This window comes from Bordetella genomosp. 9 (assembly GCF_002119725.1).
In the GTDB taxonomy this organism is placed as follows: Bacteria; Pseudomonadota; Gammaproteobacteria; order Burkholderiales; family Burkholderiaceae_B; genus Bordetella_C.
Map to the genome: position 1 here is coordinate 3017160 of NZ_CP021109.1, position 14563 is coordinate 3031722.

17 protein-coding genes and 1 tRNA gene are annotated in these 14563 nt (G+C 64.2%); 6 read left to right on the forward strand and 12 right to left on the reverse strand.

Features of this window, described 5'->3' with window-relative positions:
- Nucleotides 1-1614, forward strand: a complete 1614-nt coding sequence (locus CAL13_RS13865) for an AMP-binding protein (RefSeq protein WP_420042396.1) — start codon at nt 1-3, stop codon at nt 1612-1614.
- Nucleotides 1615-1649: 35 nt separating this feature from the next.
- Here CAL13_RS13865 and CAL13_RS13870 read toward each other — a convergent pair whose 3' ends face one another.
- From CAL13_RS13870 to CAL13_RS13880, 3 genes are all read right to left on the reverse strand, one after another.
- On the reverse strand, nt 1650-2096 hold the full coding sequence (locus CAL13_RS13870) for a MarR family winged helix-turn-helix transcriptional regulator (RefSeq protein WP_086057920.1): 447 nt from the start codon (nt 2094-2096) through the stop codon (nt 1650-1652).
- A 3-nt stretch (nt 2097-2099) separates the two neighbouring features.
- On the reverse strand, nt 2100-3701 hold the full coding sequence (locus CAL13_RS13875) for an MDR family MFS transporter (RefSeq protein ID WP_086072705.1): 1602 nt from the start codon (nt 3699-3701) through the stop codon (nt 2100-2102).
- A gap of 149 nt (nt 3702-3850) precedes the next feature.
- Nucleotides 3851-5044: a D-alanyl-D-alanine carboxypeptidase family protein gene (locus tag CAL13_RS13880; protein ID WP_420042455.1), complete on the reverse strand. Its 1194-nt coding sequence runs from the start codon at nt 5042-5044 to the stop codon at nt 3851-3853.
- A gap of 322 nt (nt 5045-5366) precedes the next feature.
- Here CAL13_RS13880 and CAL13_RS13885 point away from each other — a divergent pair, with 322 nt between their 5' ends.
- The gene (locus CAL13_RS13885; protein ID WP_157664879.1) at nt 5367-5633 is read left to right on the forward strand and encodes a hypothetical protein; all 267 of its coding nucleotides are present in this window, start codon (nt 5367-5369) and stop codon (nt 5631-5633) included.
- A gap of 52 nt (nt 5634-5685) precedes the next feature.
- Here the strand turns inward: CAL13_RS13885 and CAL13_RS13890 are convergent, their stop codons facing one another.
- Both CAL13_RS13890 and CAL13_RS13895 read right to left on the reverse strand, forming a co-directional pair.
- Nucleotides 5686-7767, reverse strand: coding sequence for an OPT family oligopeptide transporter (locus CAL13_RS13890; protein WP_086072708.1), 2082 nt, complete (start codon nt 7765-7767; stop codon nt 5686-5688).
- An 88-nt stretch (nt 7768-7855) separates the two neighbouring features.
- Complete coding sequence (locus tag CAL13_RS13895) at nt 7856-8551, reverse strand: hydrolase (protein ID WP_086073649.1); 696 nt, start codon at nt 8549-8551, stop codon at nt 7856-7858.
- Nucleotides 8552-8798: 247 nt separating this feature from the next.
- Here CAL13_RS13895 and CAL13_RS13900 point away from each other — a divergent pair, with 247 nt between their 5' ends.
- Both CAL13_RS13900 and CAL13_RS13905 read left to right on the forward strand, forming a co-directional pair.
- Complete coding sequence (locus CAL13_RS13900; protein ID WP_086057925.1) at nt 8799-8978, forward strand: DUF3606 domain-containing protein; 180 nt, start codon at nt 8799-8801, stop codon at nt 8976-8978.
- A 301-nt stretch (nt 8979-9279) separates the two neighbouring features.
- The gene (locus tag CAL13_RS13905) at nt 9280-10434 is read left to right on the forward strand and encodes a mechanosensitive ion channel family protein (RefSeq protein ID WP_086072709.1); all 1155 of its coding nucleotides are present in this window, start codon (nt 9280-9282) and stop codon (nt 10432-10434) included.
- A 43-nt stretch (nt 10435-10477) separates the two neighbouring features.
- Here the strand turns inward: CAL13_RS13905 and CAL13_RS21365 are convergent, their stop codons facing one another.
- The 4 genes from CAL13_RS21365 to CAL13_RS13925 form a co-directional block, all read right to left on the reverse strand.
- Nucleotides 10478-10633: a hypothetical protein gene (locus tag CAL13_RS21365; protein ID WP_086057927.1), complete on the reverse strand. Its 156-nt coding sequence runs from the start codon at nt 10631-10633 to the stop codon at nt 10478-10480.
- A gap of 126 nt (nt 10634-10759) precedes the next feature.
- Nucleotides 10760-10939 carry a hypothetical protein gene (locus tag CAL13_RS13915; protein WP_086057928.1) on the reverse strand — a complete coding sequence of 60 codons (180 nt, stop codon included), beginning with the start codon at nt 10937-10939 and terminating at the stop codon, nt 10760-10762.
- 7 nt (nt 10940-10946) lie between these two features.
- Nucleotides 10947-11240, reverse strand: a complete 294-nt coding sequence (locus CAL13_RS13920; RefSeq protein WP_086072711.1) for a hypothetical protein — start codon at nt 11238-11240, stop codon at nt 10947-10949.
- 89 nt (nt 11241-11329) lie between these two features.
- Nucleotides 11330-11527, reverse strand: coding sequence for a cold-shock protein (locus CAL13_RS13925; RefSeq protein ID WP_086057930.1), 198 nt, complete (start codon nt 11525-11527; stop codon nt 11330-11332).
- Nucleotides 11528-11586: 59 nt separating this feature from the next.
- On the opposite strand from CAL13_RS13925, the gene CAL13_RS13930 reads away from it, so the two are divergent.
- Nucleotides 11587-12318 carry a GNAT family N-acetyltransferase gene (locus CAL13_RS13930; RefSeq protein ID WP_232467662.1) on the forward strand — a complete coding sequence of 244 codons (732 nt, stop codon included), beginning with the start codon at nt 11587-11589 and terminating at the stop codon, nt 12316-12318.
- Between the two features lie 40 nt (nt 12319-12358).
- On the opposite strand, the gene CAL13_RS13935 is transcribed toward CAL13_RS13930, so the two are convergent.
- Nucleotides 12359-13003 (reverse strand): HD domain-containing protein, encoded by a 645-nt coding sequence (locus CAL13_RS13935; RefSeq protein WP_086072712.1) that lies wholly within the window; start codon nt 13001-13003, stop codon nt 12359-12361.
- Between the two features lie 154 nt (nt 13004-13157).
- Between CAL13_RS13935 and CAL13_RS13940 the strand changes: the two genes are divergently transcribed.
- Entirely contained in the window at nt 13158-14126 is a 969-nt protein-coding gene (locus CAL13_RS13940; RefSeq protein ID WP_086073651.1) for a GlxA family transcriptional regulator, read from the forward strand.
- 13 nt (nt 14127-14139) lie between these two features.
- Here CAL13_RS13940 and CAL13_RS13945 read toward each other — a convergent pair whose 3' ends face one another.
- Both CAL13_RS13945 and CAL13_RS13950 read right to left on the reverse strand, forming a co-directional pair.
- Nucleotides 14140-14322 (reverse strand): hypothetical protein, encoded by a 183-nt coding sequence (locus tag CAL13_RS13945; RefSeq protein ID WP_086072713.1) that lies wholly within the window; start codon nt 14320-14322, stop codon nt 14140-14142.
- Nucleotides 14323-14466: 144 nt separating this feature from the next.
- A tRNA-Ile gene (locus CAL13_RS13950) sits at nt 14467-14545 on the reverse strand.
- Between the last annotated feature and the right edge of the window lie 18 nt (nt 14546-14563).

Consider the following 14563-nt stretch of genomic DNA (forward strand, 5'->3'; position numbering starts at 1 on the left):
ATGGATGAATCGGCGGAGATGAAAGCCCTGCGCGACGATACCTTCGCCGCGCGTATGGACGCATGGGCGGCACGCACGCCAGAGGCGATCGCGCTTATCGACGACGACGTGCCGGTGACGATATCGGCCCTGCGCGACTGCACACTGCGCCTGGCCGGCGCGCTGGCGGCAGCGGGCATGAAGCCTGACGACCGCGTCGCGATCTGGCTGCCCAACGGGATCGAGTGGATCGCCGGCTTCCTGGCTTGCGCGAGAATCGGCGCCCTGACGATTGCGGTCAATACCCGGTTCCGGTCTCGTGAACTGGCCGACATACTGGGGCGAGCCCGCGCCGAGTGGCTGCTGTACTGGCCGGGATTCAGGAACATCGACTTCGACGGCATCCTGGCCGATGTTCCGGACGATATGCTGCGCCGGCTTCGCGGCATCTTCCTGGCGGGGCCGCAGCCTTGCGCGCCGCCCGCGCTGGCCGGCTTACCGGCGCATGCGCTGCGCGCCATGATGCGCGACGGCGCGCCCGCCGATGTCGTCGCCGAGGATGGCCCGGCCATTTGCTTCACGACGTCTGGCACGACCTCGCTGCCAAAATTCGTGGTGCACGATCAGCGCACGCTGCTGCGCCACGGCGATGCGGTAGCCGCCGCGTACGGCCATGACCGCACGGCGCGCGTCCTGGCGGCGGCGCCGTTCTGCGGCGTATTCGGATTCGCTGCCCTGGCCGGGACCTTGGCGCCAGGCGTACCGATGGTATGCCAGCCCGTATTCGAGGCGCGGGACGCCGCGGCGGCGGTCTCGAAACACCGCGTCACGCACGCCTATATGAACAACGAAGCGCTGGCCCGCATGCTGGACGCCGCGCCGGAGAACGACTATTCATCCGTGCGCCTGTTCGGCCTGGCCCACTTTTCCCCTGGCCTTCCGTCCCTGCCGCAGCGCGCAGCGCGGCACGGCATTGCCGTCACCGGCCTGTACGGATCCAGCGAATTGATTGCGCTGGTCGCCGCCCAGCCGTTGGACGACGCGGCGCACCGCCATCTTCCCGGCGGACGCCTCATCTATCCGGAAGCCCGCGTGCGAGCCAGGGACCCGGCAAGCGGCCGGATCCTGGAGCCAGGCGAATCGGGCGAGATCGAAATCTCGAGTCCTAGCCTCATGCTGGGATACCTGGACGATGCGGCGGACACGGCCCGGGCGATGACCGGCGACGGTTATTTCCGCACCGGCGACCTCGGCTACACCGTCGATGCGCGCCAATTCGTGTTCCAGGCGCGCATGGGCGACGCCCTGCGCCTTTCCGGTTATCTGGTGAACCCGGCCGAGATCGAAAGCTTTGTCGCCGCCCTGCCCGGCGTGCGCGCCTGCCAGGTCGTGGGCGCAGAGGCCGACGGCAAAACGGTGGCGTTCGCCTTCGTCCTTTTGGAACCGGGCGCACAGCCGGACGCGGATGGATGGCGGGCGGCATGCCGCCGCGCCATGGCGGCATACAAGGTACCGGCCGGCTTCCACGCCCTGCCAGCTTTCCCGACGGTGGAAAGTGCGAATTCCGTCAAGATCCAGAAAAGCCGCCTGCGCGAACTGGCGGCCGAACTCCTGAAGCGCGGCGCTGCCCGCTGAACACGCCGGCAGGCAGCCGGCGCGTGCGCAGCGCTTCAACCCGCGAGTGCGCGCTGTTGCGCCGCCTTGAAGTTCTCTTCCAAAACGGCGAGGACGTGGTTGCACGTTTTGACCTGCTCGGCCGACAGGCCCTGCAGGGCCTGATCGAAAAAGGCGGCGCGCCTGGGCAAGGCCTCGGCCACGACGCGTTTGCCCTGCGCCGTCAACGTGGCGTTGATGATGCGGTTGTCCTGTTCATCGACCGACCGGCTGACCCACCCCAAGCCTTCCATCGCCTGCAGTTGGCGGGTCAGCGAAGCGGGATCGAGCCGGCACCGCTCGGCCAGGATTTTTTGCGACAACGGCCCGGCCTCGTGCAGTGCGAGCAGAATGCGCCACCGTGGCAGGGCATGGCCAACGTTGGCTTCGAACGCCGACATCATGGCCCGATAAGTCTGGCCTAGCATCTGTACGGTATGCAGCCCCTGTTGCTCCTTGGGCATCGTCTACTCCCCTGCCGGCGCGCTGGCGACCTTGGCGCGGCGCGTCAAGCGCACCGGCGGCACGCGGCGCACCAACCACAAGGACAGAATGCAGACCGCCAATACGATGATCTGCCCATGATGGATGGCGCCGACCAGCGACACCCGGGCCGCTTCCAGGTACGAGGCGCCGTCCGCGCCAGACGCCGCGGCCTGCTGGAGGAAATGCGCCTGGGCGTCGGGATTCACGAGAATCTGCGGGTCATCCAGATCGGCCAGCCAGCGCCCTGCCTGCGTGTTTTCCAGCGAGGCGCGCACGCCGCTCACATAGCTGTGACTGACCATGGTGCCGACCACGGCCGTGCCGATCATGCCGCCCACCATGCGCAGGGATTGCAGCAGCGCGGTGGCGATGCCCAGATGGGCTCGTCCCGCCGTTTCCTGCGCGAACACGGTCAGGTTCGGCATGATGAAGCCCAGCCCGAGGCCCGCCGCAAGCATGTAGGCGGCGATGAGCCACCGCGGCGTGTCGTGGTGCGTCGTAACGATGCCAGCCGTCGCCACACACATCAGAAAGAAGCCCACATAAAGCATATTGTTGGGATTGCGAATGCGCGTCACGATGCGGCCATTGGTAATGCTGCCCACGGTAATGAATACCACCATGGGGGTAATGAGCAGACCCGCATCCTTGGGAGACAGGCCGAATCCGCCCTGCAGCAACAGCGGGGCATAGAACAACAACGAGAACATCGACACCCCGACAAGCAGCGCCAGCTTGAACAGGGGCGCCAGGCTGGCGTGCCGGAACATTTCGAAGGGCAGTAGCGGATGCGGGCAGCGCCGCTCCCAGAAATACAGGACGGCAAAGGCGATCACGCTGCCAGCCGCCAGCATGCCCGTCAGGCTGCTATAACCTTCGCGCGGCAGCAGCTCCACAAGCAACTGCAGCGTACCCAGCGCAAGGGCGATCAGCAGCGCGCCCGGCCAGTCCAGACGCACCTTGCCGGGATCGCCGTGGCGCAGGTGAGGCAGATGGCGCGACACAAACCACAGCCCCAGCAGACCGACCGGCACGTTGACGTAGAAAACGGCGCGCCAGCCGTAGTATTCGGTCAGGAAGCCGCCTAATGATGGGCCGATGGCGTTGGCGATGCCGAACGCCGAGCTGAACATGACCTGCCAGCGTAAACGCACATAGGAATCCGGGAAGAGATCCGGGATGCAGGCGAAGGCGGTGCCTACCAGCATGCCGCCGCCGATGCCCTGCAAGGCCCGGGCGATGACCAGATAGAGCATGCTGTCGGCCGCGCCGCAGAGCGCCGACGCTGCCGTGAAGACGACGATGGCCAGCACCACGAAGGGCTTGCGGCCGTAGTAATCGCCCAGCCGGCCGAAGATCGGCACGGTGATGACGGAAGTGAGCAGATACGACGTGGCAACCCACGCGTACAGGTCGAAGCCCTTGAGCTCGGCAACCACGGTGGGCAATGCAGTACCCACGACAGTCTGATCGATTGCCACGAGCATGACAACGAAGCACATGCCCACCATCGCCATCAGGGATTGGCGGAAGGGCAAGACCTGTCCGGCGGAATGAGGAGCGGCGGGAGCTCGGGGCGCCATTTTATGGACTCATCAATAATTGACCTATCAATGATTCTAGCGCGATCGGGGTGACTGCGCGCACTCCCTATCGGGAAAAGGCCGGATGCCGCGGCGGCGGCCGCCAGCCGGCGGCCATCCAAACCGCGGCAAGGCGCCCGCCCTGATACTCAGGCCGGTGGCTTTTCGTTCATCAGCCCATATACCCACAGACGCATGCTGTCCCATCCCCGGGCAAAAACGCCTCCTGCTTCGACCGGCTGCAAGGTCACGACCGGATAACTTGCAATGGTGTGGCCCTCAACCTGCAAGTCGGCCGTTCCCACCTGCGTATTGAGCGCCAGCGGCGCCACCAGGGGTCCCTGGCGCGCAACCGCCTTCTGCAGCCGTGGGGCCCAGGCCCGCGGCACGGTGGCGTAGACGTCCCTGTCGAAGCCGACCAGCACCTGGGATTGCCGGCCCTTCCATACCGTCGAGGTTCCCACGGACTGGCCCTTGGCATACAGCTTGACCGTCTCGAAGTTCTGGAAACCCCAGTTCAAAAGCGTGCCGGTAGCCGCGGTGCGGACTTTGTCGGACGGCGTACCCATGACCACGGCGATCAGGCGCCGCGGGCCCGCCGCGCCGGTGCGCAGCGCCGACGCGATCATGCAGTAGCCAGCGGCCTCGGTATGGCCGGTCTTGCCGCCATCGACCGACGGGTCGATCCACAAAAGCCGGTTCCGGTTGGGCTGCGTAATGTTGTTGAAACGGAACTGCTTGACGCGGTCATAGCGGACATACATGTCGGGGAAGTCGCGTATGAGGCGCGCGGTCAGCGTCGCCAGGTCCCGGGCCGTGGAATAGGTCTGCGGATCGGGCAGCCCATGCGGACTCGCGAAGTGCGTCGATTTCAAACCCATGCTTGCGGCCATCTCGTTCATGCGCAGCACGAACGCGTTTTCGGAGCCCGCCGCGGCTTCCGCGAGCGCCACCGCCGCATCGTTGCCCGATTGAATCAACAGTCCGGACAACAGATCGTCGATGCTGACGTGCTGCCCAGGCTCGATGAACATTTTGGAGCTGCCCGGCGCAACCTTCCATGCATTGACGGACACCGTCACCTGCTGCTCCAGGCTCAAAGTCCTGTCTCGCAGCGCCTGGAAGATCAGGTACGCCGTCATGATCTTCGTCAGCGACGCGGGTTCCACCCGTTCGTCCGGGTTGCGCGAGGCGATAACCTGGCCGCTCGTGGCGTCGAGCAGCAGCCAGGCGCGGGCATCCAGCGCCGGCGCCTCCGGCGACGGCGGAAGCCCGGCGGCGGACGGGGCGCCGGCCGGCGCGGCCGAGATAGGGTGCGCGGCGGACTCCGTGCCCAGAGGCATGGCCGTGGGCGGAGCGGCGGCAAGAACGAGGCTGGCCGCAAAAGCGCCTGCCAGGGAGAACAACGCGGCAACGGTCTTTCTATGCATGTTTTCCAGGAATTCGATTCTGAGTCTTCACGTGAGTTTTAGGCCGTAGGTATCGGACAAGGTTCACCTCTGCATGATGTCTCGGGTCTCCGCTCAACCAGTTGGCGGATCGCGGCGCGGCCGTCCTGCCTGCGTCTTAGTACATCCATCGGATACCCGTAGGGGTTGAGGCTGCCTAGACTCTCGACGGATGGCGAAATGGCCGGTATGCCTGCCCCAAATGCATGCGGCCGGAATGTTAACCCCTGAACCGCGGGAGGATCCGATGGGGGCGATCTGGGAAATCTCGGTAGCGGAGGACGGCGCGGCCTTTTGGCTGGAAACAGGCTGCCGATATGTCGCATGCCGCTGCAATGCCGATGCCTTGCGGCGCGTGGAGCGCCACACCGGCCTGAAAGGGGCGGCCGCGCTGCGCGCGGCCGAACAGGAACTCGTGGAAGAAGCCCATCGTCGGCTCGCCGATCACGAGGACCTGCCGCTACGGCTGGCGTATCACGATTGAGGCGCGCGCCCGGGATACAGCGCCGCCGGACTGCGCGGCAAACACGTCAGCGTCATCGCGGCGGCGCCGCCGCCAGCACGCGCCGGCCGAACAGCCACGCCACCGCGGCGAACACCGCGAGTCCGAGCCATGATGCCGTCGTCGCAAACCCCGGCCCGGCGATCGCCAACGGCGCCTCTTGGCCGCTCAGGCCGATGATGCCGGCCATGACCACGCCGACCAGGCTTTCGCCGACGATCAGGCCCGAAGCGATCAACACGCCGCGACGGTCGGCTGCATCGATTGCGCCCCTATCGGTGGTCCGCCGCCGCAACATGCGGCCCACCAGCCAGGCCAGCGCCGCACCCACGACGAGCGGCGCGCACACCGTCGGCGGAAGATAGATGCCGATTCCCACCGCGAGCACAGGCATGCGCGCAACCTTGCAATAGCGCTTCAGGATCAGGTCCACCACGATCAACGCCACGCCAACGCCCATGCCTATCAGGATCATCTCCCAATTGAGCTGATGCGTGAATATGCCGCGCACGATTGCCAGCATCAGGGTCGCCTGCGGCGCCGACAAGGCTTGCGAGGGATCCATGCCCCCGCGTGGCATCGCATCGGCGAATCCGTAGGCGTTGTACAGCAGGTCCAGCACCGGCGAGATGACCGCCGCGCCGGCCACGCAACCAATCAACAGCGCGACCTGCTGGCGCCATGGCGTGGCGCCCACCAGCCAGCCGGTCTTCAGATCCTGCAGGTTGTCATTGGAAATCGAGGCGACCGCGATGACCGCCGACGTCGTGAAGATCGCCAAGGCGATCGCCATTTGCCGGCCCGCATCTGTGGCGAGCAAGCCACTGCCGTCGCCAACCGCGAGTATGAGCAGCGACACAAGAACGATGGCAACGATGCCCACGCCGGAGATGGGGCTTGTGGACGAGCCGACCAGTCCCGCCATATAGCCGCATGCCGCGGCGACGAGCAGGCCGAACACGAAGGCGAAAACCACCGCGTAGGCCACCAATTGCCAGATGGCGGCCCCATCTGCCGCATTGCCCGACAGAAAGGCATAGAACGCCAGTGCGAGGATGACGATCATGGCCAGACTGATCGCCGCGATGGCCAGGCCCGGCATGTCGCGCTCGGTGCGCGGCACGGCGCCATTGCCGCGCGGGCCCCGCGCGCCAATGGCGGAGAAAGTCGTCTTCAGACCGCGCGCCAGCGGCGCCGCCAGCGTGGCAAGCGTCCAGATCGCTCCGACGCCGATCACCCCGGCGCCGATGAACCGCACTTGAGACGACCAAAGCGCATTGGCGTAAGCGGAGACCGATGCCCCCTCCGGCATGGGGTGCATGGCGGTCAGAATGGGGACCGATACGCCCCACGCGATCACCAAACCGGTAAGCATGGCCAAGCCGGCGACGATGCCGATCAGATAGCCGGCGCCGAGCAACGCCATGGAAAATCCCATCGGCAGCCGGAAAATCGCTGCACCTAGGGTCGGCCACATGCTGACGCCGTCGCCCAGCACGCGCAAGCCGCTGCTCGCGAAACTCACTGCCGCGGCGACGATGCCGCCAGTGGCGATATCGGCGATGCCGGTGCCGCCGCCCCGGACGCGCCGGTCGGTGGAACGCGGTGAAGAGGCCGCAGTTTTTGTTGCATCCGTAGCCTCCGGCGGCTCCATGGCCTTCGTCCCCACGCGCAGGATCTCCGCCGCCGCAACGCCTTCCGGATAGGGCAGATCGCTCTGCACGACCATCACGCGCCGCAAAGGGATCGAGAACATGACGCCCAGCATCCCGCCGGCCGCGCATACCGCCAAGGTGATCCAGAATGGAAAACCGTGCCAATGCCCCATCATCACAAGTGCCGGCAGGATGAAGATTACCGATGACAGCGTCCCTGCCGCCGATGCCTGCGTCTGGACCATATTGTTTTCCAGGATGTTGGCATCGCGGAACAGACGCAGGACGGACATCGAGATGACGGCCGCCGGAATGGCCGACGAGAACGTCAGACCTACCTTCAAGCCCAGATAGACGTTGGAAGCCGTAAAAACCACCGTGATGAGGGCTCCCAGTATGACGCCTCGCAACGTCAGCTCAGGCAGCGAGGTCTGATCCGGAATACGTATGGTGTCGGCCATGGCGATGTCGGAATGGGATGAGAGAAGTGGGCGATTTTAGATCGCCCGCTTCCCTTTCCCGCCGGGCCGTCGATTATTCAAAAAACGGTCAATGCTCCACCGGGGCCGGCTGCGGCGCCAGGACCGTATGCGCGCCTGCCGTGCGCTGGGCCGCCTTGTGCACCATGGAGTAGGCGTAATCCACGCCCATGCCATACGCGCCCGAATGTTCCCTGACCACGTCCATGACCGCGTCGTAAGTGTCGCGGTGCGCCCAATCGCGTTGCCACTCCAGCATCACCTGCTGCCACGTCACTGGCACGACGCCTGCCTGGATCATGCGCTGCATCGCATAATCGTGCGCCTCTTTCGACGTGCCTCCCGACGCATCCGCCACCATGTAGATTTCGTAGCCGCCTTCCAGCATCGCGCACAGGGCGAACGCGTTATTGCAGACCTCGGTCCAGAGACCCGACACGATGACCTTGTTCCGCTTGTTCGCCGCCAGCGCGTCACGCACCTTCTGATCGTCCCAGGAATTCATCGAGGTTCGTTCCAGCAGTGGCTGGCCGGGGAATACGTCGAGCAGTTCGGGGAAGGTGTGGCCGGAAAAGCTATCCGTCTCGACGGTCGTAATGGTGGCGGGAATGGAGAAAATCTTCGCGGCCTTCGCCAGGCCAACCACATTGTTCTTCAGGAGCTGCCGGTCGATCGACTGAACGCCGAAAGCCATCTGGGGCTGTTGGTCGATGAAGATGATCTGGCTGTTGCGGGGCGTCAGGACTTCGAGTTTGGCGTTGTTCATGGCGTCTTCCATAGAAATTTTTGAATGGGTTCGTTCTTGCAGGGGCTTCGCTCGATTCCCCCGGTTCTCCGAAGCAGGCCGCGCGACCTGGAGAAAGTATAGGAATCTCCAGCCGCCGGGTGAGCGGCGGTTTTCGAACAGAACATTCAAATAAATAGAACGCCTAATGGCGTCGGCCGCGCACGCCTTGGACGCACGGCACATCGTTTGCTCTAGCGGGGTTTTCGGCATTCGAAGGAGAACAGAAATGGCAGACGACCTGAAAGACCGCGGGCCGCGCGACCGTTCGCGTATCAACCTGGAAGAAGATTGGGAAGTCCGGTATTGGAGCGAAACGCTGGGCTGCACCAGGGACGAACTGCGCAAGGCGGTTCAGGACGCCGGAACGAATTCAGTGGACAAGGTCCGCGAATTCCTGAAGAAGTAGCGCCGACCGCAGGCGGCCGCCCCGCAGTATGCTCGCCAATCGCCGCGAGCCCATGCGAGGCGGCCACAATACATTCAGCCCTCCATTCCCGATCAGCGCCCCTTCCCTGCCCGATCATCCCCGGCAGCCGCCGCGCTCCTCGCCATTCCCATCGCCGGGCACGTGAGACGTCATGCGCGCCACTGTTACCCTATAAGGCACTCCGGCGTGCCCGCATGCGCGGGCGCCGCGCCAGCACGGCCATCGGCCGATCCCCCGCTCACCCCGCCTGTCCGGCGCTCAATGAAAGAGGAGGACCTGCATGTCCGATAATGTCTTCGACGCTTTTTTCACTGATACGCAATTCCTTGGCGTACCGCTGTTGAACTGGCTGTTGGCGCTGATTGCCACCTGCGTGGTGTTCGTTGTCGTGCGCATGACGGTGGGCTTCATTCAGCGCAAACTGCAATCGCGCGCGCGGATGCCGGGGGCTCATTTCAGTGCAATCGCGGCCGACGTCATTGCGGGCACCAGCAACCTGCTGCTTGCGCTGGCCGCGGTTCTCGTGGGCATCGGGCTGCTCGATCTCCCGGACCGCTGGGCGAACCGGGTCGGCAGCCTCTGGTTCGTCGTCGCCATCCTGCAGATCGCGCTGTGGGCGCATCGCGGCATCGTGCTGGGCATGCAGCATTATTTCCGCCGGCACGCATCACAGGACGGCGCACAGATTACGGCGCTGGCCGCACTGTCGGTATGGGCCGCGAAGGTCCTGCTTTGGGCCATGGTGTTGCTCGCCATGCTGTCGAACATGGGGGTGAACATCACCGCCTTCATCGCCAGCCTGGGCGTCGGCGGCATTGCGGTCGCGCTGGCCGTCCAGAACATACTGGGCGATCTGTTTGCCTCTATGTCCATCGCCATCGACAAGCCATTCGAGGTGAACGACTTCATCGTCGTCGGTACGCTGGCGGGCACGGTGGAACACGTGGGCTTGAAAACGACGCGGATACGCAGTCTTGGCGGCGAACAGATCGTCATGTCGAACGCCAGCATGCTGACCGCCACCATTCAGAACTACAAGCGCCTGCGCGAGCGGCGCGTGGTGTTCCAATTCGGCCTTACCTACGATTGCACGCCCGACCAGGCGCGCCAGGTGCCCCGCATCGTCGAGGAGATCATTCGCGGCCTGGACAAGACGCGGTTCGATCGCTCCCATTTCAAAGGGTTCGGCGAAAGTTCGCTGGATTTCGAGACCGTCTACTACGTGCTGGATCCTGGGTACAACCAGTACATGGACATCCAGCAGGACATCAACCTCAAGATGATGGAGTCGTTCGACGAACTCGGCGTGCGGTTCGCACACCCCATGCGCACCTTGAACGTCGCCTCGCTGCCGGGAAACGTCCGCCTGCGCGACGCGGCGTCGAAGTTCGATGGCCCCGGCGCAGCCGCGCCCAAGGCACGGCTGGGGACGTGACGCCAAGTCCAGCGCCCGCGCGCATGCGGGGCGCTGGGCAGGTTCAGCAGTTGCCCTTCTTCGCTTGTCCGGGCGGGCAGAAACCGCCCCCGCCTCCCCCATGACCATGGGGGTCGACCACAACTGCGCCATCGGGCGTGTACACCGCACAGGCACTCAGCGTGAAGGCGAGAAACGCAAGGGCGGCAAACAACTTCATCTTCATCTCTCCAGAAATATCGGAGCTGGAGAGTTTAGCCGGCCACTCGCGATGTGATGTATGAGGTCGGAACGGCGAGGCAGGCCCCGCGAAACCGGACGACGAGCGGGCTGTGGGCGGATCGGCTCAGCGATCGCTGTCTTCCTGCCGCGCCTCGGCAAGGAGATCTTCGGTTTTCAGGCGTGCGGTGTTTTCCGCTTCCCACAAAACAATCCATACGGAATAAGCAGTGGGGTCCATGATGTCGTTCCGTTCGTAGAAGTCCATCACTTCCGAATGCGCCTGGTGCCATCGGCGCATCGCCATGCGAAGCTCATCTTCCTTGGACATAAGCGTGCCCGGATCCGACTCGCGGGCCCTCGCCATGGAATCCGTCCACAACCTCGCGGCCGAAAAGAATCGCCGTGTGCACGGCTTCGCCAGGGGTGGCCGCGAAATCGCCGCGCCGGAATTGCGGCACTTCATACAGGCTGCCGGTTTGCGGCGCGGTAGAAGCAAGCCCCACGACAATCGTGGCGGAGAACGTGCGGCCGCTGGCGCTGGCATGGGGCCGCGCAAGCTTGGCGCTGAGCCGATAGCCCTTATAGACAACGTTGTTCGAGTGCATGGGGCACCTCACTTGTCCGGCATGCGCGGCGCACTTCGTTGCCCCGGCGCCGCCAAAAGAAAAAGCCCTCTACTGGAGAGGGCTTGACATCACATCACGCGCACCTTCGTGGCCTGGGGGCCTTTTGCCCCCTGCGCCGACGTGTACGTAACCCGCTGGTTTTCGGCCAGCGAGCCCGCGCCATCGATTTCCGAGATGTGAACGAACAGGTCTTTCCCGCCGTCTTCCGGCATGATGAAACCGAAGCCCTTGTCGGGATTGAACCACTTGACGATGCCAGTTTGCATGTCGCTCTCCTTGAATGGAAGGGACGTCCCCTTCGGACAAGATGATCAAGGAAAGGACTATGAACTATGAACGCGCGTGCGCGAAAAAGGTCGCAAAATCGCGGTACTTGAAGATCTCGCCGACCACTATGGGCGGCATCGTTCCGAATGTCAACCAGGATATCGAAACAAAGTTCCGCGTCGCCATGCATGAGGTCGAAATGGACGGCTACACTGCGCCGTCGGATACTCGCCCTTGGCATCGTTTCCTAAGCGCCATGATCCACATTCGTCTCGCTACACCTCAGGACCTGGACAAGCTGGCCTGCATCGAACGATCCGCGGCATCGGTGTTCCGGGACGCCGGTCTCGCTTGGGTGGCCGACAGCGGCACCATGGACCGGGAGGCGTTGGCGGCCATGTGCGCCGGCAACACGCTCTGGGTGGCCGCTGTACAGGGCAACATCCCAGCGACGAACGGGGATGAACCGGTAGGCTTTCTCGGGGCCCATCCACTGGATGGGCAGTTCTACATCGCCGAAGTGTCGGTCGCGCGGGCGCATCAGCGCAAAGGAATCGGCGCGCGATTGATAAAGGCCGCGATCGATCATGCCGCCAGGGCTGGATTCCCCGCAGCGACGTTGACCACCTACCGGGATCTGCCTTGGAACGGCCCGTACTACGCGAGAATGGGCTTCGCAGAGGTGCCCCCCCTTGCAGTTGGACCGGACCACCGGCACAAGCTGCATGCCGAAGCCGAAGCCGGGCATGATCTGGCCCGGCGCTGCGTAATGACAAAAAGGCTGGCATAGCCTTGCGCCCCAGACGGCAAGGACGGCAACCCGCGGCGCCTCAATTCGGCCACGCCGATCCCAGGATGATGCTGCAGAAATTCACGCGCTGATAGTTACGGGCGTCCTTCAACGCCAGCACATCGGCCTTGACGTTGCCGAACGTGGTCAACGGCTTGTGGCGGATGCCTTCAGCGAAGTGGTCGATGATGCTTTCCTTGAAATTGTGCTCGCGCGGATGATGGCGGCACACATGGTCCCGCTGCGCTGGCGTGAAGTCGTGATAGCAGATGCCCAGCACATCCATTTCGACGCCAGCCGTAACCAGTGCGATGGTCGGGCGCATGTGTTCCGGCACGCCGGGCGTCGTATGCAGCGCGATCGCCGCCCACACGTCCTCGATGTCGCGCTCCGGGATGCCATAGCGTTTCAAAAAATCGCGCGCCGCATTGGCGCCATCGATCTCGAAGCGCAAGTCCTTGCTCGCGTAAGCCGGCGTCAGCCCCATGTCATGGAACATCGCGCCGATATACAAAAGCTCCGGGTCGTACTTCAGCTGGCGGCGCTCGCCCGTCATGGCGCCCCAGAAGAACACCCGGCGACTGTGGTTGTACAGCAGGTCGTCCTCGGTATCGCGGACGAGTTGGGTGGCGGCTTTCGCCATGGCGCTGTCGGGAACACGGATCCCCGCGATGATCTCGCTCATTTGTCTTGCTCCGGTGAATGGCCTGGAAGTCGCCCGGCACTGCCGGGCCCGTACAACCATTCTGCGCATCCCGAGGCTTGACTTCAATTTCGGCAATCCGTCAAATCAGGACATCATCACCTCACTTGAGGACAAGCGGATCGAGGCGACAAACATGGCCGATAAAACCGTTGCCATCTTCATGCCGGAGGGCGTGCAGGCGCTCGACGTGGCGGGTCCGCTGGACGTATTCGCCGAGACCAGCGGCCTCGTCGGCAAGGCGCGCGGCTATCGCACCGTGCTCGTCGCAAAGGGCTGCGAGCCGGTGCGTGCCTCCAATCGGATGCAGATCACGCCGGACCTGGCCCTCGGCGATGCCGCAGGGCCGTTCGATATCCTGCTGGTGGCGGGCGGGCCGGGGTTGCCCGAGGCGCCGGCCGATGCCGAGGTATCGGCGTGGCTGAATGCCGCATCTTTGCGTAGCGGGGTCTACGGTTCCGTCTGCACTGGAGCGTTCGTGCTGGGCCACGCCGGTCTGCTGGACGGCCGCACGGTGACCACGCATTGGCAAAATGCCGGGACATTGGCCAGGCGCTTTCCGCGCGCCAGGGTCGAGCACGACCGCATTCATTTGCGCGACGGCAAGCTGGTGACCTCTGCCGGCGTCACGGCCGGCATCGATCTGGCGCTGGCGATGGTGCGTGAGGATCATGGTGCGTCGGTGGCGCTGGCGGTGGCCAAGCGCCTGGTCGTGGTAGCGCAGCGCCAAGGCGGCCAGTCCCAATTCAGCCCCTATCTGAATGCCACGCCACGCGCCGCCGATTCGGCTGTGGCGCGGGCGCAAGCCTACGTCATGGATCATTTGGGCGACAAACTCACGCTGCAGGCGCTGGCGGCGGAGGTCGGGATGAGCGGCCGCAATCTGGCGCGGCTGTTCGTGGCGGACACCGGGATGACGCCGCACGAGTTCATCGAGCGCGCGCGCATCGACATGGCTCGCAACCTGCTGGAAGGCAACGACCTGCCGTTCAAATCCGTGGCATATCAATGCGGCTTCGTCACGGTGGACCGCATGCGCGCAGTATTCCAGCAACGCCTGGGCGTTTCGCCCGCGCAATATCGCGGCAGCTTCCGGCGCGAATGAAAGGGCGAAGGCACTACTGTTTCATCGCATCGACTCTGGCCGCGAGGTCCTTGCGCCCTTCCTCGCGGGCAAGCTCTTCCGTCGGCATGCCCTGGTCCATGCACTGATAGTGGCGTCCGTCCAGGTAATAGGACCAGAACCACCGGCCGTCCCGCTCGTTGGCCCAAACCTCGATTTCATCGCCGTTGATGTCCATCGCGATCTCCATGTGCTCGGTCGATCGTACCGCCGGCTTGCAAGCAGCGCCAATCAGCGCGCTCGGCTCGTATAGGAGAACGGGGGCCGGAAAAACAAAAACGCCGCTCGTTGGAGCGGCGCAAGTTCTTGCGAAAGGAATATGTGGTAGGCCCCCCGAGAGTCGAACTCGGCACCAACGGATTATGAGTCCGCTGCTCTAACCAGGCATGAGCTAGAGGCCCTTATTGGTCTTTTGATCT